The 22,743-nt window shown below is 59.6% G+C and carries 15 protein-coding genes; 3 read left to right on the top strand and 12 right to left on the bottom strand.

The features are described 5' to 3' along the window. Positions 1-72: 72 nt before the first annotated feature. Positions 73-3,696, top strand: coding sequence for an RCC1 domain-containing protein (locus ACTJKS_RS12455; RefSeq protein WP_142579961.1), 3,624 nt, complete (start codon positions 73-75; stop codon positions 3,694-3,696). An 85-nt stretch (positions 3,697-3,781) separates the two neighbouring features. On the opposite strand, the gene ACTJKS_RS12450 is transcribed toward ACTJKS_RS12455, so the two are convergent. The 7 genes from ACTJKS_RS12450 to ACTJKS_RS12420 form a co-directional block, all read right to left on the bottom strand. Then, positions 3,782-5,419 (bottom strand): BatD family protein, encoded by a 1,638-nt coding sequence (locus ACTJKS_RS12450; protein ID WP_108182477.1) that lies wholly within the window; start codon positions 5,417-5,419, stop codon positions 3,782-3,784. Next, the gene (locus tag ACTJKS_RS12445) at positions 5,416-7,152 is read right to left on the bottom strand and encodes a tetratricopeptide repeat protein (RefSeq protein WP_108182478.1); all 1,737 of its coding nucleotides are present in this window, start codon (positions 7,150-7,152) and stop codon (positions 5,416-5,418) included. The genes ACTJKS_RS12450 and ACTJKS_RS12445 overlap by 4 nt, the downstream gene beginning before the upstream one ends. Next, a complete protein-coding gene (locus ACTJKS_RS12440) occupies positions 7,149-8,228 on the bottom strand; it encodes a vWA domain-containing protein (protein WP_108182479.1) in 1,080 nt (359 codons plus the stop codon). Before ACTJKS_RS12440 ends, ACTJKS_RS12445 begins: the two co-directional genes overlap by 4 nt. Continuing rightward, a complete protein-coding gene (locus ACTJKS_RS12435; RefSeq protein WP_108182480.1) occupies positions 8,221-8,718 on the bottom strand; it encodes a DUF4381 domain-containing protein in 498 nt (165 codons plus the stop codon). The genes ACTJKS_RS12440 and ACTJKS_RS12435 overlap by 8 nt, the downstream gene beginning before the upstream one ends. After that, the gene (locus tag ACTJKS_RS12430; protein WP_047293911.1) at positions 8,715-9,659 is read right to left on the bottom strand and encodes a DUF58 domain-containing protein; all 945 of its coding nucleotides are present in this window, start codon (positions 9,657-9,659) and stop codon (positions 8,715-8,717) included. The genes ACTJKS_RS12435 and ACTJKS_RS12430 overlap by 4 nt, the downstream gene beginning before the upstream one ends. A 5-nt stretch (positions 9,660-9,664) precedes the next feature. Beyond that, on the bottom strand, positions 9,665-10,624 hold the full coding sequence (locus ACTJKS_RS12425) for an AAA family ATPase (protein WP_003218556.1): 960 nt from the start codon (positions 10,622-10,624) through the stop codon (positions 9,665-9,667). 291 nt (positions 10,625-10,915) lie between these two features. After that, positions 10,916-11,269, bottom strand: coding sequence for a hypothetical protein (locus ACTJKS_RS12420; protein WP_108182481.1), 354 nt, complete (start codon positions 11,267-11,269; stop codon positions 10,916-10,918). Between the two features lie 336 nt (positions 11,270-11,605). Between ACTJKS_RS12420 and ACTJKS_RS12415 the strand changes: the two genes are divergently transcribed. Next, positions 11,606-13,000: a hypothetical protein gene (locus ACTJKS_RS12415; protein ID WP_108182482.1), complete on the top strand. Its 1,395-nt coding sequence runs from the start codon at positions 11,606-11,608 to the stop codon at positions 12,998-13,000. A 49-nt stretch (positions 13,001-13,049) separates the two neighbouring features. Here the strand turns inward: ACTJKS_RS12415 and cui are convergent, their stop codons facing one another. Both cui and ACTJKS_RS12405 read right to left on the bottom strand, forming a co-directional pair. Then, positions 13,050-13,625, bottom strand: a complete 576-nt coding sequence (gene cui / locus ACTJKS_RS12410) for a colicin immunity protein Cui (protein ID WP_108182483.1) — start codon at positions 13,623-13,625, stop codon at positions 13,050-13,052. Positions 13,626-13,703: 78 nt separating this feature from the next. Next, positions 13,704-14,900 carry a colicin-like pore-forming protein gene (locus tag ACTJKS_RS12405; protein WP_108182484.1) on the bottom strand — a complete coding sequence of 399 codons (1,197 nt, stop codon included), beginning with the start codon at positions 14,898-14,900 and terminating at the stop codon, positions 13,704-13,706. 648 nt (positions 14,901-15,548) lie between these two features. Here ACTJKS_RS12405 and ACTJKS_RS12400 point away from each other — a divergent pair. Then, positions 15,549-20,444, top strand: coding sequence for an NAD-glutamate dehydrogenase (locus ACTJKS_RS12400; RefSeq protein WP_108182485.1), 4,896 nt, complete (start codon positions 15,549-15,551; stop codon positions 20,442-20,444). 196 nt (positions 20,445-20,640) lie between these two features. Here the strand turns inward: ACTJKS_RS12400 and ACTJKS_RS12395 are convergent, their stop codons facing one another. The 3 genes from ACTJKS_RS12395 to ACTJKS_RS12385 all read right to left on the bottom strand — a co-directional run. Continuing rightward, positions 20,641-21,354: a hypothetical protein gene (locus tag ACTJKS_RS12395; RefSeq protein ID WP_041062440.1), complete on the bottom strand. Its 714-nt coding sequence runs from the start codon at positions 21,352-21,354 to the stop codon at positions 20,641-20,643. Positions 21,355-21,595: 241 nt separating this feature from the next. Beyond that, positions 21,596-21,997 (bottom strand): cupin domain-containing protein, encoded by a 402-nt coding sequence (locus tag ACTJKS_RS12390; protein ID WP_108182486.1) that lies wholly within the window; start codon positions 21,995-21,997, stop codon positions 21,596-21,598. Positions 21,998-22,167: 170 nt separating this feature from the next. Then, a partial coding sequence (locus ACTJKS_RS12385; protein ID WP_440828800.1) for a transposase occupies positions 22,168-22,743 on the bottom strand: 576 nt, incomplete at its 5' end.

Below are 22,743 nucleotides of genomic sequence, written 5' to 3'. Positions count from 1 at the left end.
CGTCGGGTGATGGGATACCGCAGTCGCCAAGGCGTCAAGCCAGGGCTTTCTGTCACCTGAGGAATTGCCTGTATGAAAACGCAATCATCGTCGACCTCTACGTCTTCTGATCCAGGCGTGAGCGCACTCAAGCCCTTAAAAATCATCAAGCTCAGGACTCCCGTGCAGGGCTATGACGGTGGGTTGCCGGTGGCCGCTGTGGAGGGAGGCGTCGAGTTTCTGGTGCCTCCCTGGCTGGTCATGAAGGCGGGTGATCTGCTTGAGGTGTTCTGGGGCGACCTGCAGATGCCGGTCTGGAGCAAAGACATCGAGCCAGAAGATGAAAACGAACTCATCAAAGGGGTTATCGATGAGGGGCATATCCGCAGAGGGGAGGCCTATCCGGTTTTTTATCGCGTGACCCGACCGTTTCAGGAGCCTGAGTCAACTCCGCCGGAGAGGTTCTTCGTCAAACTGGATCGCCCCGGCGGCTTCGATGACGACCAGTCGACGCCCGGTAACCAGAACCTGCGTTACCATATTCCGCAGAGCATCATTGACGGCGGTGTTGGCCCCGAAGAGGCCGCAGCGGGTGTGCCAATCACGATCCTGCCGTACCTCTTCATGCGCATCAACGACCTTGTCAAAGTGGCATGGGGCAGCGTAGAGAAAACCGTCCTTGTCGAGCAAAGACATATTGATGACCCTGACGATAACCCGCTGGTCGTGACCATCGATAAGTTACTGATCGAGCAGGCGGGCGACAGCGCCGGGGTGATCGTGACGTACCAGGTGATCGATGAGTGCGGCAATTATCCCGATCTGCGTTCACCGTGGTCAGCGGAAATCCGACTCGTGGTGGATCTGAAAGAAAATCGCCTCGATGCGCCTATCGTGCTGGAGGCCGATCCGCAGACTGACGAAATCGACCTCGACGAATTGAACGATGACGATGTGAACGTTCTGGTCAACACCCCCGCCGGCTCCTTCCAGGTACAGGATGTCGTCGCATTGACTTGGCTGGGAACCAACGCCCAGGGCGCACCGATCAACCATGGCCCGGTAGAGCTGACGGTGACGCGAGTCGGTCTTGCGCTGCCGTTCACCATCCCGAACGACAAGGTACGGGCCATTGCCAAAGGCCGGGCCAGTGTCTCCTACATACTCAAGCGAGCGGGCGAGGCCGATCGGCCGTCCAAGACCGTCGGTATCTCGGTGATAGGGGAGGCCTTCCGACTGCCTTCTCCTACGGTGGACGAAGCCCCTGCCGGTACGCTGAACCCGGACGAACGCTGGGCCACCGTGCGCATTCCATGGTTTGCGGGGCGTGCCGCCAGTGACCTGTTGACGCTGATCTGGCAGGCCACGCGCCCCGGCGGCGGCATCGTCTATTACGAAGATCCGCGTCCGGTTGGTGATGTGCCGGATGACGAGCCGGTTTTGCGCAACGTCTCGAATGTGGTGATCCAGCGTTTCGACGGGTTGAAGGTTTCGGTGTTCTATTCCGTCGCCAATGATGACGAGGCGACACTCAACGTGCGCGAGTCGTTGCCGTTCGAGATGCAGGTGGGCGAGGTGCAACCGCTTTTCGTGACGCCGCGTGTGGAAGAGGCAGTGCCTGGCACGTCGTTGATCGATCCGGAAGCCGTACCGCCGCTGGGCTGTAAATTGATTGTGCCGTATCTGGAGACGCTGCCCGAAGACGTGGTGAATTATCGCTGGCGCGGCTCGGCCACCAGCGGCAGTACCAGCGGCTCGCTGCAACTGACATCGCAAACCGCCGGCAAGGAGGTGCCGTTCACCGTGCCTAAACAGTTTGTGACCAACAACCTCAATCGGCGGATCGTCATTGACTACTTTATCGTGCGTAACGGCAAGACCCTGGGTTACTCCTTTCCGCTGACCTTGCGGGTCGGCAATGCCCTGCTGGATTTCGATCCGCCCTCAATCGATGGCGCACGCGGCGACCAGATTGATGCGAGCGCGGTACCTGCGGTGGGTGCCACTGTGCGCCTTGCCGCGACGTATGGCCTGAAGGTTGGCGACCGCGGCGAGATCCGCTGGATCGGCGTTGCCGGAGAGGGCACGGCGATGGTGCCATTTCGCGTGGAAAGCGGAGAAGCGGGACGCGACAAACTGATCAGCGTGCCGCTGTCGGTGGTGTTGGCCAACGTCGGGCAGGAGATTTCGCTGGATTGCACCGTGCTGCGTCAGGCCGGTGGTCAACAGTACTCGCGCGTGGCGGTTTATGACGTGCGTGCTTCGCTGGGGACAGGCCGCTTGCTCGTAATGGGCGCGCGCTCGCGGGGCAATTATCAGATTTATGGCGGCGGGACTGCGTGGCTGACCGCGCTGGATGCAACCGACCGGCAGCCGGTCAGGGCCTGGTGGCGTTATAACGGCGAGGAGGGCGAGTTCAGTGGTATGACGTTTCGTGACACCCGCCCGGACCGACTGCTGCACGTGCGGATCAGTGACGATCAAGTGACAGTCAATCCGCTGAACCTTTGCGGGAACGGTAATTTTATATCTGGCCATGAAGCAAACAACGCAGCCTTTGCCGCGCGGACGGAGCGTGGAGCACTGGTGGCATGGGGCAGTCCTGACCGGGGTGGAAATTTAGGAGATTCGTTACCGGCCATTTCTGATGCCCTATCGCTGAGTGCTTGCGGTTATGCGTTTGCGGCGCGTCAGGCAAGTGGCGGGGGGGTGGCTTGGGGGCGGAAAGAAGACGGAGGCGAGATACCTGAACCCATCAGTCTTATGCGGGATATCTTGGCAGTGAGCGGCAACGGTTATGCATTCTGTGCGCTGCGTCGCGATGGGAGTCTGGTGGCGTGGGGAAACCCTAGTATGGGGGCGGCGCTTCCACAGCCGATCCCTGCATTGAGGGATGTCGTCAGAGTGATTGGCAACCTCTACGCCTTTGCTGCGTTACGGGCCAATGGTTCGGTCGTGGCGTGGGGGCACCAAAGCAACGGAGGTAATGTGCCTGCGGCCATCGCGGTATTGACTGACATCGTTGATATAGTCGCTACCGCATACGCCTTTGCAGCTCTGCGTGCCAATGGTTCGGTAGTGGCATGGGGAGCCGGCACTATCGGCGGAAACGTGCCTGCCACGATTGGAGACATGACAGACATAATCGAGCTGAGCGCCACTCAAAGGGCCTTTACCGCCCGACGAAGCAATGGCAGCGTTGTTGCCTGGGGGGATGGGGCACATGGCGCCAACGTTCCTGCGCCGATCGCAGCCCTGACGGATATCCGGACCGTGACGGGTAACTTTGGATCTTTCGTCGCACTGTTGAGCAGCGGGCGTGTAGTGGGGTGGGGAGCCCAGGCTATTCCGGCGCCGGTTGCAGCTCTGACAGATATCGTACAGGTTGTATGCGGGCACGTTGCTTTTGCCGCGCTGCGGGCCAACGGCACTGTTGTAGCTTGGGGCTTTGCTGATCGAGGCGGTGAAATCCCGGATGCCATTACGGCCAGATTGATCAACGTCCGGGCCATTTATGGCAACACCCATGCCTTCGCTGCACTGACGTCCAGCGGCGACGTCGTGACCTGGGGGCGTGGCCCCGCCGGAGGAGATAGCGATGCCGTCGCCGATCAGCTCAATGGCAAAATCTTCTACGAAGCTACAGCGCTGTCCCGTGGTCTGGGAATGCGTGAGAAGCGACTGCTTGAAGCGGCAGCAAGTGAACAAACCTCATAACACCGTCAACGCCTGAAAGATCGCAGCCTGCGGCAGCGCCTACGACTAAATGTAGGAGCTGCCGCAGGCTGCGATCTTTTGCTTTTTACTTCGGATAAAGCGGCGGCAACCCGCTGTCACCCACCGGATCCTGCACCCGCTCCGCCGCCGGAATCGTGCGGATCGCCCGCCACAGATCCTCGCCTTGCCAATGCTGCCCGGTCTCGCTGTACAGCGCGCCATTGAGCCCGTCCAGCGCGTCGGACAACGGCACAAACCGCGCCGCCATGTCCGCCAGTGTCTCCGGCTGTTGCCGCGCCCAGGCATCGAGTGCCTGCCGCGTCGCTTGCGGATCATTCGCCTGGCACGCCCGCTTGATGTCGTCCAGCAAGGTGCGCGGGCTTGGGCCGGTCTGGGCGGCGCGATGCACCGCCGGTTGCCAGCGCGCACGCCACCACAGGCCGAAGCCGAGCAGGGTGGTGCAGGCGAGGATCAGGGTGCTGAGTTTCCACCACCACAGGGTATCGCTGTCGACAATGGCCGATTGCAGGGTGCCCGCCGGGGTGTCGACTTGCAGGCTCGGGTTGTTCGCCACCTGCAGGGTGCGCGCCGGCAGGCTGGTGTGTTCCAGATGATCTTCGAAGGTGTTCCACCAGACCACATCGACGGTGGGCAGCTCGATGCTGCCGCTGCGGCTGGGCACCAGTGCTTCGCGTTCTTCACGACTGCCGATCAGGCCGCGCTCGCCGCTCTGGTTGCTCAGCACCGGTTGATCCGGGTAACGGCGCAGGCCGTTGGCTTCGGTACCGGGCAGGGCCGGCAACTGCGAGCTGGCCAGGCCTTCGGCTTTCAGTGTCAGGCTGCGGGTCAGCGAGTCACCGACCTGAATGTGCTCCGGCTCCGGGTTCCAGCTTTCGCTCAGGCTCAGGCTGCGAGCGGGCAGCCACGGCGCATCTGCCGGATAGGTCAGCGGTTTCGGTTTGACCGTCAGGGCGATCTCGGCGGAATTGACCCGCAGCAATTTGCCCGGTTTCGGGCCTTGCGCGGTGGCGTCCTGGCTGGGCTGGGTGTCGACCAGCGTGGCGCTGAACGTCTGCGGGGCGATGAGCAGCAAACCACTGTGCTGCGGGTAGATCGCATAGCGCATCTCGATCACGCCATGGCGCACGCCGTTGATGTCTTTCTCATAGGTACGCATGTCGCCCAGCTGTTCGATACGCGCATCGGCGATTTGCAGCGGGGTCAGGCTGCTGTCGTCGTACAGCGACACTGAATGGTAGATGCGCAGGGTCAGAACCGCCTGGGCTTGCACGTAAACGCTGGACTGATCGAGGCTGACCTCGATGAACACCGGGTTCGGGTTGTTTTTTTCTGCGCGAGTATCGCTCTCGACCACTTGCACGGTGATCGGCTGGCTCTGCACATCGCCCAGTTGCAGCGGTGGAATGACCACGCTGCCGTTCTCTTTCGGCAGCAGGGTGATGATCCAGCGCGTGGTGGCGCGGTTGTCGCCATTAAGCGTGTTCAACTGGTTGACCTGACGCGTGCCGCGCACCTCGAACAACGGTTCCAGCGGGGTCAGGTCGGGTTTGCCGAACTGGGTGACATCGCTGGTTTCGAGGGTGAGCTCGACCGTCTCGCCGGAGTTCAGGCGACTGCGATCCACGCTGGCCGTCAGCTCGGCCGCCTGGGCGGTGGCTGTGCAGAGCAGCAGGGGTAGCAAGAGGGCGCTGAAGCGGGTCATCGAGTTTTTTCCTGATCCTGATGTTGTTGCTGTTCGTACCAGAATTTGCGTCGCAGCAATTCGCCCGGGTTGTCCGGAATTTTGCCCAGCCATTGTTCCAGTGCCTGACGTTGCTCGCCTTCGAGGTTGTCCTCGGCCGGTTGCAGCGTCGGTGCCGTATTCGGTGCTTCTTCCGGCGGATTGCCCGGCACTTCGTCAGGGCCCGGCTGCGGAGGCGTGGTCGGCGGCGGCTCGGTAGCCGACTCGCCGGGCTGAGCCTCGCTCGGGGTCTCGTTTTTGACCGTCGGTGGCGGCGCGGTCGCTGGCGGTGGTTCATCGCCGGGCACGTTCGGCTGGGCCGTTTGCGGCTGTGGTTCGGCCGGTGGCGGGGTGTTCTTCTGCTTGAGCAGGTTTTCCACCAGGGCCTTGTTGGTCAGCGCCGGGCGCAAATCCGATTGCAGTTCCAGCGCTTGCTCGTAGGCATCAATCGCCGCTTCCAGCTCGCCACTTTTCGCCAGCGCGTTGCCACGATTGTAGTGGGCGCGGGCATCGCTGCCTTCGGCGAAACGCTGAGCGGCGCCACTGTAATCGCCGGCCTCATACAACGCCAGCCCTTGCCACTGGTGATCTTCAAAGTGTTCGGCGGCCTCGGCCGGGCGCTTCTGCTTGAGCAAGTGCAAGCCCTGTTGGTCAGGACGCAGCCACAGGTCTTCGAAGTCGAAAGCGTAGCTCGGCTGCGGCAGGCACAGCAGCAGCGGCAGGCAGAATAACCAGCCACGCCGTCCGGCACACGCGGCGAGCAGCAACAGCGGCAACAACAGCCAGTAGCCCTGATCTGCCCAGGTGTCCAGGCGCACGGTCTGACCATCGTTGCGCAGGCTGCGCGGGCCATCGAGCAGGCCGAGGGCGCGCAAATCGGATTCGTCCAGACGCGCGCTGTGGTATTCACCGCCGACGCTGGCGAGGAACGCGCCGAGGCCCGGGCTGTCGAGTTGCGGTACGCGAATCGCGCCTTGTTCATCCTTGAGGAAACTGCCGTCCTCCTGAGCGATGGGCGCGCCTTCAGCGGTGCCGATGCCGAGCATCAATAGTTGCGCCGATTGCTCGCCGAGGGCACGGCGGATGCCTTGGCGTTCCTCCTCGGTCAGCAAGGAGCCGATCAGCAGGATGCGTCCCTGGCCCAGGGCGCCTTGCTTGAGCAACGCCAATGCTTTGCCCACGCCGAGGTCGGCGCGGTGGCCGCTTTCCGGCATCAGCGACGGCTTGAGGGCGTCGAGCAGGTTGCGGCTGGTCGCCAGGTCATCCGACAGCGGTACCAGCGTGTGCGCGCTGCCGGCGTAGACCACAATCGCGGTTTGCGCATCGCTGCGTGCCTGCAACAGGTCGAACAGCTTGCGCCGGGCCTGTTCCAGTCGCGTTGGCGGCGAGTCGGTGGCGAGCATTTCCGGGGTCAGCTCCAGCACCACCACCAACGGATCGGCGGGTTTCTGGCTGGTCTGTTCGACGCGCTCCCAGCTCGGCCCGAGCAGCGCGACGAGGGTCAGCAACCACGCGACGCCGAGGGCAACCCACGGCAGCTTGCTGTCGCGTCCACCGCCACCGCTGAGCAACGTCGAGTGAAACGCTGGCGGCAGAATCATCTGCCAGCGTCCGGCGCGTTTTTGTCGGTGCCAGAGTTGCCAGATCAGCCAGCCGAGCAGCGGCAGAAGCAGCAGCCACCAGGGGCGGAACCAGTGCGGCCAGAGCGCGATCATCGGCGCCTCCGCAAACGCAGGCGCTTGAGACGCTCACGCCAGTCAGGCAACGGACTTTGCAGATACAGCTCCTTGGTAAACAGGCGTTGCAGCGGGTTGTCCGGCCACAATTCGCGGACGACCAGCAACAGGCTCAGCAGCAGGGCCAACGCCAGCGGCCAGTGATACAAGGCTTGCGCCGGGCGTGCCTGGGTCGGTTGCTGGGTGACCGGTTCGAGTTGGTCGAGAGTGTCCTTGATCGTTTGCAGCTCTTTGCCGTCGCGGGCGCGGAAGTATTGGCCGCCCGTGGCGTTGGCGATGGCTTGGAGAGCCGGTTCGTCGAGGTCCAGACTCGGATTGACCCCGAGCAGGCCGGTGCTGCCACTGTCTTCCGGGTCCGCACCAATGCCGATCGGGTAGATTTTCACCCCTTCGCTGGCGGCCAGTTTTGCGGCGGTCAGCGGATCGATTTCGCCACCGTTGTTGGCACCGTCGGTGACCAGAATCAACACTCGGCTTTGCGCCGGACGCAGGCGCAGCCGCTTGAGCGCCAGACCGATTGCGTCGCCGATGGCGGTGTTCTTGCCGGCAATGCCGATGCGCGCTTCATCAAGCCAGACGCGCACGGTGTGGCGGTCAAATGTCAGCGGTGCCTGCAGATACGCCTGACTGCCGAACAGGATCAGACCTACGCGGTCGCCATCGCGGCTTTCGAGGAAATCCCCGAGCAGATGCTGAACCAGCGACAAGCGGCTGACGTCTTCGTCCTGCCACTGCATGTCGGGAAAATCCATCGAGCCGGACACGTCCACCGCCACCAGCAGATCACGGCCGCTGGCGGCAATCGGCAACGGTTCGCCGAGCCATTGCGGGCGCGCCGCGGCGCTCAGCAGTAGCAGCCACAGCAACAGAAACGGCGCCTGCTGACGCCACGCTGGCAGGTTGGCTCGGGCGCGGCGACGGGCGAGGCCTTCGAGGTCCGAGAGGAAACTGACGCGCAACGCCGGCTCGCCGCTGTCGGCCACCGGCAACACCAGACGCATCAGCCACGGCAGCGGCAGCAGCACGAAGATCCACGGCCAGGCGAACTCAAACATGCTTGCGAATCCAGGTGTCGACGGCTTGGGTCAGGCCGGCGATGGCTTTGTCGTCAAGTTTGCATTCCGGTTTGTAGGCGCCTTCGACCAGCACCATCCAGCGCGTCAGACCGGCCGCTGGGCAACGGTTGTCGAGAAATGCCAGCCATTTGCGGCCATTGAGCGTGTGGCTCTGGCTGTAAGGGTAGTGGTTGCGGCACAGGCGTTTGAGCAGGCCGTTGAGCTGCTGCAGCCACGCCCCGGCCGGTGCACCGTCGTAGGGTTTGGGCATTTGTGCCAGTTCGGCCAGCGCGGCGATGCGTACCGGATCGAGCGGCTGTTCGGCGCGCACGATCGGGCGTTTCTTGAGCGGAATGAACCGGCGCAAACGCCACACGGCGAAGCCCAGCAGCGGCAGCAATAACAGCAGCAGCCACCAGCCCGGCGCTGGCGGCCAAAAGTCGATCGGCGGTGGCGAAATCAGCGGTTGCAGTTGCTCGAGGCCGTTCATCGACTGCTCCCCGGGCGCTGCGGATTGAGGAACTCGCGCATCTGCTCGACCATTTCGCTTTGCGTGCTCAACGGCATCAGCAGCACCCGCAGTTTTTGCGCGAGCAATTCCCAGCGGGCGATACGGGCCTCGGCCTGGGCGCGATAGGTTTGACGCAGCTCGAAATTGAGGGTGTCGAGTTCCAGTTGCGCGCCCCTTTCCGCGAATCTGAGCAGCCCGGCGGCGGGCAGGGCGTGGTCCAGCGGATCGGACAGCGGCAGCATCAGCAGGTCGCAATGGCGCGCCAGCAGGCTCAGTTGCTGCTCGGCGCTGTCGGTCAGCGCGCGCTCGTCACAGATGACGATCACCAGACTGCCCGGGCGCAACACTTCACGCGCCCGGCGCAACGCCACGCCGAGGGCATCGCGGTCCGGCTCGCGTTCGCTGTGCAGCGACTGATTGACCTTGACCAGACGGTTGAGCAATTGCAGCAGGCTCTGCTTGCTGCGGCGCGGTTTGATTTCGTAGTGCTCGTTGTCGCCGAACACCAGCCCGCCAACCCGATCATTGTGCCCCAGCGCGGCCCAGCCGATCAGCGCCGCCGCTTGCGCCGCCAGCACTGACTTGAACATCAGCCCGGAGCCGAAAAACAGCCGCGTGCTTTGCTCGACCATGATAAAAATCGGTCGTTCGCGCTCCTCGTGGAACAGCTTGGTGTGCGGCTCTTGGGTGCGCGCGGTCACGCGCCAGTCGATGGTGCGCACGTCGTCGCCGGCCTGATAGACCCGCACCTGATCGAAGTCGACCCCGCGTCCGCGAAATTTCGAGTGGTGCAGGCCGATCAGCGGGCTGCGCTGACTTGGCGTGGAAAACAGCTGCACTTCGCGCACACGGTGACGCATCTCGATCAGGTCGGTGAGGCTGATGCGGATGCCCGGTTCGGACGGCAGGGGGGCGTTCATGGGGGTCAAGCGACGGCTACGACGTCGAGAATCCGCTGCACCACCCGATCCTGATCGATGCCGGCGGCTTCGGCTTCAAACGACAGAATGATGCGGTGACGCAACACGTCGAACAGCACCGCCTGAATGTCTTCCGGGCTGACGAAATCGCGACCCGCCAGCCAGGCGTGAGCCCGGGCGCAGCGGTCGAGAGCAATAGAACCACGCGGGCTGGCGCCGTAGGCGATCCACTCGGCCATCTCCGGGTCGAACTTGGCCGGGGTGCGCGTGGCCATGACCAGTTGCACCAGGTATTCCTCTACGGCGTCCGCCATGTACAGACCGAGGATTTCCTTGCGCGCGGCGAAAATCGCCTGCTGGCTGACCCGGCGTTCAGGTTTGGTTTCGCCGTTGAGCGCTTCGCCACGGGCCTGCTGCAGGATCCGGCGTTCGACGGCGGCGTCCGGGAAACCGATCTTGACGTGCATCAGGAAGCGGTCGAGCTGCGCTTCTGGCAGCGGGTAGGTGCCTTCCTGCTCGATCGGGTTCTGCGTCGCCATCACCAGAAACAGCGGCGACAGCTCGTAAGTGCTGCGCCCGACACTGACCTGACGCTCGGCCATGGCTTCGAGCAGCGCCGATTGCACCTTGGCCGGGGCCCGGTTGATTTCGTCCGCCAGCACCAGGTTGTGGAAGATCGGCCCTTGCTGGAACACGAAACTGCCGGTTTCCGGGCGATAGATCTCGGTGCCGGTGATGTCGGCCGGCAGCAGGTCCGGGGTGAACTGGATGCGATGGAACTGGGCTTCGATGCCCTCGGCGAGTTCTTTGATCGCTTTGGTCTTGGCCAGACCCGGAGCGCCCTCGACCAGCATGTGGCCGTCGGCGAGCAGGGCGATGAGCAAACGCTCGATGAGTTTTTCCTGGCCGAGAATCTGCGTTGAAAGAAAGGTTCGCAGCGCCAGCAGCGCTTCACGATGTTCCATCGGTGACTGTTCCTGGAAAGGGTGGCCGCAGGCGTTCGGATAACGCCGGGGCTGGGGGCGTTACTTTAATCCATCGAGGGGGGTGGCGACTAACGGCATTTTGCGCAAAGTGCGGGAAATGAACGGGGGATTTGTTGGAATTTTGTAGCAGGGGGAGTGGTGAGGTGGCAGTTCTGGCCCCATCGCTGGCAAGCCAGCTCCCACAGGTATCAGCGGTGCGAATGCGATTTATGCAACACATCGCTCTCTGTGGGAGCTGGCTTGCCGGCGAAGAGGCCGGCTCAGTCACCCTCAAATCTGGCTGATATAGGTGCCGGTGCCATCCAGAATATTCTTCAAGGTTTCCTCAACCTCCTCCAGATCCACCATCTCCGGATTGAAAGTGATCTCCAGCACATCATCGCCATTCAGCGCATCGGCATCCGCCGCCGCGATCTCGATCTTCAACTGCGTTTTGCTCAGGGTGACCTTTACGCCGTCGAGCGTCGAAGGCTCGCCATCCAGGGTGATCTCCAGCTCGTCCTCGTCCGGATAGCGGCTCATCAGAAACATATCGCCCTTGTCGCTATGGCAGCAGAGCATGGCCATGTTGTCTTCTTCGTCGTCGCACGGGTTGACGATCAGTAGGGCGGTGGTCATTTGCATGGGGAGTTCCTGGCCGACGGGCGCTAAGTGCAATCGAAAGCGCGATTTTGCCAGCGTTGACGAAATTGCGCTGCTCTCTTGCGCGGGTTGCTTTATGGATGCCTGCGATAAAAGGGCGCGTGAAATTTGGCTGAATCAATGAAGAAGGAGAATTCCGACAGTTGAATCCTAGGTTGAGCGCTGAAATTTCCGAGGACGCCGCAGGAAAAAATACATGTTTGAACTTGGCAGCCATTTTTTGCTTTTTCGCTTGTTTTATCGACACGATTGTCATTATTTTGCCGTTCAAACGCAAAGGAGTGCGTCAATACAAACTGAAAAAAAGGACCTCTTTCAATGCATCCGTATTTCGAACGCGCAGAGGAAATCGCTCACCTTTCTGACGCTCAGGTCGAGCAGATTTATCAACGGTATCTGGACGGCGAAAAAAGCGCCGCGCTCCTGGTCGAGTATCAGATCCCTGTCACTGTTCGCAGCTTGCTCAAGGTATTGCCGCCGATTGTCAGTCAAGACCTGAAATGCCCTTATTGTGATTTACCCATGTGGATACGTCGGCACGCCCGGGGCACTTCGGTCTCGCAGCGTCATCCTTACAAGTGCGTACGGTGCGAGCACCGATACTCTGAATTCGCCCGCCATGGCCGGCGCATGGCCTGTACTTGCCAGGCGTGCTGGCAGGTTCATCAGCAACACTTGGCGGCGCAGGCCGAGCGTGACCGACGGGAACTTGAATCGCACTTCGGCATACCGAGGCTCGCGGTGCCATATGGGGCCCTTGGGTTTGTGCAGAAACTGACATTGTTGGCCTTGCTGGACGATGGCAACGTCAGCCGTCCCGAATGGATCGCTCCGTTGAACGCGTCTTCCCGAAGCGAACGTCTGGCACCGAGCGTTGAGGCAAGTGAGGAAAGATTGAAGAGTCTGCACGAGGCCGGCGTGGTAACGGTCGCGACGAGCTCTGATATCAGGGCCTTTGATCGCACTGAGGGTTGCAGTATCAGTGACTATTCTGCAGTGCGCTGGCAGCCCAATGTGGCACTCGGCGGGGTTGCGCGCTGTAATCGGGAAAGCCTTTACCTGGCGCTCTATCAGGAATTGTCCGGCGACATTCAGGTCGCCTGGAAGAGCGAACTCTACGGGCTGATCTTCGATTTGGCCCGAGAAGAATCGCTTCAATACATCCGTGTACTGGCCAATGAAGTCAGTTTTTCGTTCACGGCCGAGGCGCGTGCTGAAACAGTTGTGGGGCAACTCCTGCAGGATTTTTCTGTAAGCCAGCTCTATTACTTTGCCCGTCTGGCAGTAAAAAACGCTGCGCATTTCTACGCTACCGGCAATTCCAAAGGTCGCAATCATGCGTCCAACACCATCCCGCGCAACATGCTCGGGACCGCTCAGGATGCCCTGACTCGGAACTGGCGCAAAAACGCACACCGCGATTCGCGGGTACCGCAATCGGCGCTGCATCGGCTGTTGTACGACGTAGTGCTCAAGGACAGCGGAGCCGGCTTTTCCAAGTCGCCGGGAATGTATTGGCGCGATGAACTGGTGCCGCAGTTCTTCTCCCGTGCAGCTTTTGACAGCGACCTGCTCGGTCATTTGAGGCTGTTTTGCCGAGAGTGTGACTCCAGCAATATCGACGCCAGCATGGATAAACTGGTCCTGAAAACCCTGTGTTACGACTGTGCCACGGTTAGTAAATTCAGGGCGTTCGAGGAGCTGCCTGACTGATGTTGATGGGGGGCTGTAAACAGCTCAGGAAAAAGGGAAGGCATAGCGCTCAATGAGAGTGGCGGCGTTCCCTTTTTTCCTTCCAGTTCTTGATCAGCAAGTACGGAAAGTAAAAAAAGATTCGATGGATCAGAAATGGGATGACAAAGAAAAGTATCAACATGCCTGAAGAGAATATCGAGTAAAACAATATGTTTTGTCCAAACAGGTTTCCATATTTTCCGGTGCCTTTTCCAAGATCTGTTTCGGTTAAATAAAAAGCTAATATAAAAAATATAATCATAAAGGCTGTAAAGAATATTCCGGTGATGAATCGAGTTAAAATCCTGTTTTTGTACTGGGTCGGGTCAATCTTCATTGTTTTGTAAATTTTGTAGAATAGAATTGGTGCAAATATTGGCCCGACAACCGCTACATAGTTTGCGGTTGCTTTGGAACTGAAGGGGAATAAGGAAGACCAGAATCCGCTCAAGCCGAAAAGCTGGTTGTCCAGGAAGTCGTTGATAGCAAAATCCAGGCTGCTTTGCGGGAGTGCAGGAAGAAGAAGGTTTATAAAAAAGATCGGCGCGCAGAAAAGGGAAATCAATAATGGAGGTACAGTCAGTTCAGGCGGGTTTTTATTCATCTTGGTGTTCTCCAGTAGGCTGGCTGTGTTGTCTGTTTAACAGAGCCAGCCGGAAGGCTGGCCCGTTACAGATGTTTGCTATCCTTTTGAGGAAGCGCTATTGAACTGATCAAGGATCAGTGTATTTATTTTTTCCACGTTATCAGCGCTCAAAAAGGCTGCTGCCAAGGCAATCAATAAGCCGACTACTGCTATACCGGGTACGGTAGTAACCAGTGCCGGGAAAAAGTAGGCGGCGGTCACTGCCAGTAGTGCGCCTGCCCCCATACCAGCCGCAATACTCTCAAGCTCCAGCATCAACGGTTTCCAATTGCCTTCTTGGAAACCAATCGCAGTTTTCTCGATCACCGAGTGCACCTGCACGATTTTTCCGGTTACGCCAAATCCTTTGGCGAGCCGATTGACACTGTCCGTGTAGGTCGCCTTGTCCAGCGCGTTCAGTGCGTCGACAACCGCACGGGTATCCTGCGGGCTGAGCCTTGCATTCGGGTTGGTGCGCACTTTTTCGAAGGTCTGCATGGCTTCGGTGTAGCTTCGGATCTTCTTGCCTGAAATGTCCTTTTGAAGATCCATAACGACCTGATGCAGGTTCGCGCCGTATTTCTCCAGGATGTATTTATTGGCGTCGGCAACGAACGCCACGGCGCGCTTGTGCTCGTCGATCTGCCTGGCTTCCTCTGCTGCCGCGAGCCTCGCGTTTTCCTCGGCGATTCGTTGGGCTTCGGCAAGGGCTGCGAGGCGCGCCTGCTCCTGCGCTTGCCTGCGTGCTTCTTCTATCCGGCGCGCGGCTTCGGCAGCCTGTTGCAAGGCCAGAGCCTCGGCTTGTCGGCGGTTTGTTTCGGCATATAACTGTGTTTGCCGGGATTGCAGGCTTGCAATCTGATCGGTGAGGATCATGGCGTTGTAAGTTGCTTCCAGCTTTGCATAAAGTTTTGCAGTATTTACAGTTTTCAATTGTTGTTGAAGTTCGGCGTTTTTCTGAAATAAAAGTTCGTTGACGATGTTTGTTGCCCGGGATAGCCATGAGTCCGGCGTAATGGCTGTCAGAGGCGGATAGCTGCTTTCTTTGATGTTCAGTTCGGATTGAAGGTTGGCTTCAAGATTTTGCTTGCGTGTGTTGTAGTCATTTTGTAGTGCGAGGGTGAACCCATGCATCGGATTTCCCAAGGGATAGTTTCTGCGGATGTCGCCTCTTATCGTGTTTGGGTTTAAATTGATTATTTCCCACGTGCCATCGGCATAGGTGATTATCCCGGGAAGTTCCAGTTGTGACATGTGCAAGTTCCTTGTGCATTGAATGCCCGATCCTTCGGGTGGAGAATGTTTTTACATTGATAGCATTGCGTTGAAATTCAAACAATTCAGGTTGTAAGAATATGTTCTGAAGTTTCTGTGGGCTTTTTCTTTGCTGTTTGTAAGAAGGTGGAAAAGCCTTGTAACTACTTGTTTTTTCTCTAAATCGTTGCCATTTTTTTGGAGGGGGGGCTGAAAGCAGGGAGGCGCAGGGCCGAACGCGCGGGAACGTTCGTTGTTCAGGCAGTCATTTTCGATACGAATGTGTGGAAAATAGGGTTTTAATCCGACCAGTTCGCCCATCCACTGCTAGTGTTGTGCCATGCCCCAGCCTTGGTTTACGTGCCAATGACCGAATATGTCGCAGCACCGCAAGCAGACACATTGTCGCACCCATTAAGCTGCGCAACGAATGAGCACCCGTAAAGGCATTGTCGGCAGCCTCGACAGTCGTTTTTGCAGATGCCCATTCAATGGAAGGTGAATGTGACCTGAGTGTCTCGTCCAGCTTCACCCACCTGTCCCCCTGTTTCCTCTGCCCGAGATTCAGGAACAGGGCGACACAAGCCCCGCAAGGGGTGTTGCACGCGACGCTTTCCATCAATAACAAGCTTAAGCGGAGTACCACAGATGGCGTTCTTCACCGCAGCCAGCAAAGCCGACTTCCAGCACCAACTGCAAGCGGCACTGGCGCAGCACATCAGTGAACAGGCACTGCCACAAGTGGCGCTGTTCGCTGAACAATTCTTCGGCATCATTTCCCTGGACGAGCTGACCCAACGTCGCCTCTCCGACCTCGCTGGCTGTACTCTTTCCGCGTGGCGCCTGCTTGAGCGCTTCGATCACGCGCAACCGCAAGTGCGCGTCTACAACCCTGATTACGAGCGTCATGGCTGGCAGTCGACCCACACCGCGGTCGAAGTGCTGCACCACGACCTGCCGTTCCTGGTCGACTCGGTGCGCACCGAGCTGAACCGTCGCGGCTACAGCATCCACACCCTGCAGACCACCGTGCTCAGCGTGCGTCGTGGCAGCAAGGGCGAGCTGCTGGAAATCCTGCCAAAGGGCAGCACCGGCGAAGGCGTGCTGCACGAGTCGCTGATGTACCTGGAAATCGACCGCTGCGCCAACGCGGCCGAACTGAATGTGCTGAGCAAAGAGCTGGAGCAAGTGCTCGGTGAAGTGCGCGTCGCGGTCGCTGATTTCGAGCCGATGAAGGCCAAGGTGCAGGAGATCCTCACCAAGCTCGATCACAGCGCATTCGCCGTCGATGCCGACGAAAAGAGCGAAATCAAGAGCTTTCTGGAATGGCTGGTGGGCAACCACTTCACCTTCCTCGGCTACGAAGAGTTCACCGTTGTCGATCAGGCCGATGGCGGCCATATCGAATACGACCAGAATTCCTTCCTCGGTCTGACCAAGCTGCTGCGCACCGGCCTGACCAACGAAGACCGGCACATCGAAGACTACGCGGTGAACTACCTGCGCGAACCGACCCTGCTGTCGTTCGCCAAGGCTGCGCACCCGAGCCGCGTACACCGTCCGGCTTACCCGGATTACGTGTCGATCCGTGAAATCGACGCCGACGGCCACGTCATCAAGGAACACCGCTTCATGGGCCTGTACACCTCCTCGGTGTATGGCGAGAGCGTGCGGGTCATCCCGTTCATCCGCCGCAAGGTCGAAGAAATCGAACGCCGTTCCGGCTTCCAGTCCAAGGCTCACCTGGGCAAGGAACTGGCGCAGGTGCTTGAAGTGCTGCCGCGTGACGACCTGTTCCAGACCCCGGTCGACGAACTGTTCAGCACCGTGATGTCGATCGTGCAGATCCAGGAACGCAACAAGATCCGCGTGTTCCTGCGCAAAGACCCGTACGGTCGCTTCTGCTACTGCCTGGCCTACGTGCCGCGCGACATCTATTCCACCGAAGTGCGCCAGAAGATCCAGCAGGTGCTGATGGAGCGTCTGAAGGCCACCGACTGCGAGTTCTGGACCTTCTTCTCCGAGTCCGTGCTGGCTCGCGTGCAGTTGATCCTGCGTGTCGATCCGAAGAACCGCATCGACATCGACCCGCTGTTGCTGGAAAAAGAAGTGGTACAGGCCTGCCGCAGCTGGCAGGACGACTACGCCGCCCTGACCGTCGAAAGCTTCGGCGAAGCCCACGGCACCAACGTGCTGGCGGATTTCCCGAAAGGTTTCCCGGCGGGTTACCGCGAGCGTTTCGCGGCGCATTCGGCCGTGGTCGACATGCAGCACCTGCTGAGCCTGAACGAAAAAAATCCGCTGGTGATGAGCTTCTATCAGCCGCTGGGCCAGGTGTCCGGTCAGCGCGAGCTGCATTGCAAGCTGTACCACGCCGACACCCCGCTGGCGCTGTCCGACGTCTTGCCGATTCTGGAAAACCTCGGCCTGCGCGTGCTGGGTGAGTTCCCGTACCGTCTGCGTCACACCAATGGCCGCGAGTTCTGGATTCACGACTTCGCGTTCACCGCAGCCGAAGGTCTGGAGCTGGATATCCAGCAACTCAACGACACCCTGCAGGACGCGTTCGTCCACATCGTCCGTGGCGATGCCGAGAACGATGCGTTCAACCGTCTGGTGCTGACCGCCGGTCTGCCATGGCGCGACGTGGCGCTGCTGCGTGCCTACGCCCGTTACCTGAAGCAGATCCGCTTGGGCTTCGACCTGGGTTACATCGCCAGCACCCTGAACAACCACACCGACATCGCTCGCGAGCTGACCCGGTTGTTCAAGACCCGTTTCTACCTGGCGCGCAAGCTGGGCAGTGATGATCTGGAAGACAAACAACAACGTCTGGAACAGGCGATTCTGACCGCTCTGGACGATGTTCAGGTGCTCAACGAAGACCGCATCCTGCGTCGTTACCTGGACCTGATCAAAGCCACGCTGCGTACCAACTTCTATCAGACTGACGCCAACGGCCAGAACAAGTCGTACTTCAGCTTCAAGTTCAACCCGCACGCGATCCCTGAGCTGCCGAAGCCGGTTCCGAAGTTCGAAATCTTCGTGTACTCGCCACGCGTCGAAGGCGTGCACCTGCGTTTCGGCAACGTTGCGCGCGGTGGTCTGCGCTGGTCCGACCGTGAAGAAGACTTCCGTACCGAAGTCCTCGGCCTGGTAAAAGCCCAGCAAGTGAAGAACTCGGTCATCGTGCCGGTGGGTGCGAAGGGCGGCTTCCTGCCGCGTCGTCTGCCACTGGGCGGCAGCCGTGACGAGATCGCGGCCGAAGGCATCGCCTGCTACCGCATCTTCATTTCCGGTCTGCTGGACATCACCGACAACCTGAAAGACGGCGCGCTGGTGCCGCCGGCCAACGTCGTGCGGCATGACGACGATGACCCGTACCTGGTGGTGGCCGCGGACAAGGGCACTGCGACCTTCTCCGACATCGCCAACGGCATCGCCATCGACTACGGCTTCTGGCTGGGCGACGCGTTCGCCTCCGGTGGTTCCGCCGGTTACGACCACAAGAAAATGGGCATCACCGCAAAGGGCGCGTGGGTCGGCGTACAGCGCCACTTCCGCGAGCGCGGCATCAATGTTCAGGAAGACAGCATCACTGTGGTCGGCGTCGGTGACATGGCCGGTGACGTGTTCGGTAACGGCCTGTTGATGTCCGACAAGCTGCAACTGGTCGCTGCGTTCAACCACATGCACATCTTCATCGATCCGAACCCGAACCCGGCCACCAGCTTCGTCGAGCGTCAGCGCATGTTCGACCTGCCGCGTTCGGCCTGGACCGACTACGACACCAGCATCATGTCCGAAGGTGGCGGCATCTTCTCGCGCAGCGCGAAGAGCATCGCCATCTCGCCGCAGATGAAAGAACGCTTCGACATCAAGGCCGACAAGCTGACCCCGACCGAACTGCTGAACGCCTTGCTCAAGGCGCCGGTGGATCTGCTGTGGAACGGCGGTATCGGCACTTACGTCAAGGCCAGCAGCGAAAGCCATGCCGACGTCGGCGACAAGGCCAACGATGCACTGCGCGTGAACGGCAACGAGCTGCGCTGCAAAGTGGTGGGCGAGGGCGGTAACCTCGGTATGACCCAACTGGGTCGTGTGGAATTCGGTCTGAATGGCGGCGGTTCCAACACCGACTTCATCGACAACGCCGGTGGCGTGGACTGCTCCGACCACGAAGTGAACATCAAGATCCTGCTGAACGAAGTGGTTCAGGCCGGCGACATGACCGACAAGCAACGCAACCAGTTGCTGGCGAGCATGACCGACGAAGTTGGTGGTCTGGTGCTGGGCAACAACTACAAGCAGACCCAGGCCCTGTCCCTGGCAGCGCGTCGTGCCTACGAGCGCATTGCCGAGTACAAGCGTCTGATGAGCGATCTGGAAGGCCGTGGCAAGCTGGACCGTGCCATCGAGTTCCTGCCGACCGAAGAGCAGATCAACGAGCGCGTTGCGGCAGGCCATGGTCTGACCCGTCCCGAGCTGTCGGTGCTGATCTCGTACAGCAAGATCGACCTCAAGGAACAGCTGCTGAACTCGCTGGTGCCGGACGACGACTACCTGACCCGCGACATGGAAACGGCGTTCCCGCCGACCCTGGTCAGCAAGTTCTCCGAAGCCATGCGTCGTCACCGTTTGAAGCGCGAGATCGTCAGCACCCAGATCGCCAACGATCTGGTCAACCACATGGGCATCACCTTCGTGCAGCGACTCAAAGAGTCGACCGGCATGAGCCCGGCGAACGTGGCTGGCGCCTACGTGATCGTGCGTGACATCTTCCACCTCCCGCACTGGTTCCGTCAGATCGAAGCGCTCGACTATCAGGTTTCCGCTGACGTGCAGCTGGAGCTGATGGACGAGCTGATGCGTCTGGGCCGCCGTGCTACCCGCTGGTTCCTGCGTGCCCGTCGCAACGAGCAGAACGCTGCCCGTGATGTCGCGCACTTCGGTCCGCACCTCAAGGAGCTGGGTCTGAAGCTCGACGAACTGCTGAGCGGCGAAATCCGTGAAAACTGGCAGGCGCGTTATCAGGCTTACGTCGCGGCCGGTGTGCCGGAATTGCTGGCGCGTATGGTGGCGGGTACCTCGCACCTGTACACCCTGCTGCCGATCATCGAAGCGTCCGACGTCACTGGCCAGGATCCGGCCGAAGTGGCCAAGGCCTACTTCGCCGTAGGCAGTGCGCTGGACATCACCTGGTACCTGCAACAGATCAGCGCGCTGCCGGTTGAAAACAACTGGCAGGCCCTGGCCCGTGAAGCGTTCCGTGACGATGTGGACTGGCAGCAACGTGCGATCACCATCTCCGTCCTGCAACAGGGCGACGGCACCCAGGACGTGGAAGCACGTCTGGCGCTGTGGATGGCACAGCACGAAAGCATGATCGAGCGCTGGCGCGCCATGCTGGTGGAAATCCGTGCTGCGAGCGGCACGGACTACGCCATGTACGCCGTTGCCAACCGTGAGCTGCTGGACCTCGCGTTGAGCGGGCAGGCGGTGGTGCCTGCGGCTGCTGCGAATGCCGAGCTTGAACTGGCCTGAGTAGTGGTTGAATGAAGAAGCCCCGGTGTCGTGAGATGCCGGGGCTTTTTTATGCTCGTTGATGCGCTCCCTGTAGGAGCTGCCGAAGGCTGCGATCTTTTGATTTTAAAAGTCAAANCTTCGGCAGCTCCTACAGGGTTTGAGTGTCACCACAAATCCTGTGGGAGCTGGCTTGCCAGCGATGAGGGCCTTACTTTCAATACAAGTCAGGTGCTTGTTTGTTATCCAGCATCGACACTTTATCTGTCGGTCTGGTCAATAAATTACTCAGCGACTGATCAAACTTCTGCAGCGCCCGAACTTGCACATCCTGCTGCTGATTAATATCAGCGACGATCTCGTCCGAACCTTTGAAGTCCGCCCACACCGGCGTCAGTTCCTTCGCTTCAGAACCTTTCGCCGTACCGATGTAGTTCAACTTCGCATCATAAAAATCCGCACTCACATCAGCCTTAATGTCGGAGCTGCGCGAGGTGATCAACTGGCTGTGGGTGTCGATGATCGCCACCACGTCGGGATGCGCTGCACGCAAACTCTGCATGTCCGGGTACACCGTTACTGAACCGAACTGCCGTTGCAGCGAGGCCTTGACCCAATCCACCGCCATGTCCGGTTTCGAGGTGTTGACGTAGGCGTCATGGATCGGCTGCACCAGCAGGCTCTGGCCGAAACCGGTGCCGGCGTTGGCTTGATAGTTACGCAGGTATTCGCGGTTGGTCAGGGTGCTGGGGCTGTAGACCACGCCCAGTGACACGCCGGGGCCGCTTTGCACTTGGGCGGCGCTGCTGCGGCCAACCGGTTGGGTGAACAGCGTATCGAGGGACGAAACCGCTTTCGGCGCGGTGGGTACTGAGCAGGCGGACAAAGCTAAAACCGATATCGCCAAGGTACTGGCAAACGCAAGTTTCATGGTGAGTCTCCCGTGAAGCAACTTCAGTCGGAACGTCATAGTTGTCGCGGCTGTTTGTCAAAGGCGCACGACAGTTGACTCAGACTAAACCCGCCAACCTGTAAATAAGCTGACAATTTTCCGTGTTGTGGCAATGCATTAGTTTTATTGGCTTTAAGGCAAATCGGTTAATTGCCTCGGGAAATAAAAAGGCGCAAAACAGTGTTTTGCGCCTTTTTATTTATGGCTGTGCCAACAACCATCAGTTTTTCAAAGGGATCAGCACTTGTTCGTCCGGCGCCAACACCATGAACACCAGCAACTTCGCCGGTTTGCTGTTGCTGGCGTTTTTCGACACCAGATGTTCGGAGCCGGCCGGTTCGTACCAGAACTGGCCTTTCTTGTAGGTGATCGGCTGTTCGCCCTTGACCTGGGAAATCACTTCGCCTTCGAGCACATAGGCCATGGCGGTGCCGTCGTGCTTGTGGGCGATGGAGGATTGGCCGGGTTTGTAGTCGACTTCGATCATCATGGCTTTTTTGCCGGGGGCGTTTTTCAGCATCTGGTCTTGCAGGACGGTGACTTTTTCGGACGGGTCGTGGGCCAGCGCGGCAGCGGACATGGACAGGGCGAGAGTGGCGGTGAAGAGGTGCAGGGCTTTCATGGCGGATCACCTGTGGGAGGAGGGGGTGGTGACCACAGTAGTCTGCGGGGTGGGGCATGCAAACGGCCAATATTCGGGAAGATCGGGTGACCAATCGGCTACCGCCAAAAAGCAAAAGATCGCAGCCTTCGGCAGCTCCTACAGGGATAGTGTAGATACCGTCTTGCCCCTCACCGGGCAAGTGCCAATTTCGGGTCAAATGGTTGGCCCGATTTGAGCACTCCGTAGACGAAGTGCAACAACTTGCGCATGGCTGCACAGATGATCTGTTTGGGGGCTTTGCCATTGGCCTTCAAGCGTTCCTTCATGGCGATGATCGCCTCGTTGTGCCTCAGCGCTACCAGGCCTGGCATGTACAGACCCGCCCGAACGCGAGCCGAGCCGACCCTCGAAATAATTGTTCTGCCTTTGAGTTTTCCTGACTCCTGCAGCTTAGGGTTCAACCCTGCAGCAGCGACCAGTTTGCGAGGGTCGTCGTATTTGCGCAGGTCGCCCAGCTCGGCCAGCAGCCGCTCAAGGGTTTTCTGCCCGATACCGTCGATGGTCACGATCAAGTCGCGCATCTGGCGCATGTCCGGATCATCATCGATGTGTTTCTTGATCGCTTTGTGCGTTTCAGCGATCTCTTTTTCGATGTGGCGCAGAACGGAGTTGATCGAGTCTTTGACCTTTTCGTCGGACACATCCAGACGATTGAGCTCCATCTGCTCCATTTCCTGAAGATCATCCAATCGACGCACCATCGC

The organism is Pseudomonas sp. 22189, from assembly GCF_052045635.1.
GTDB classification, from domain to species: Bacteria; Pseudomonadota; Gammaproteobacteria; order Pseudomonadales; family Pseudomonadaceae; genus Aquipseudomonas; species Aquipseudomonas parakoreensis.
The sequence above is the reverse complement of the archived record's forward strand: the minus strand, read 5'-3'. Positions and strand labels throughout refer to the sequence as shown.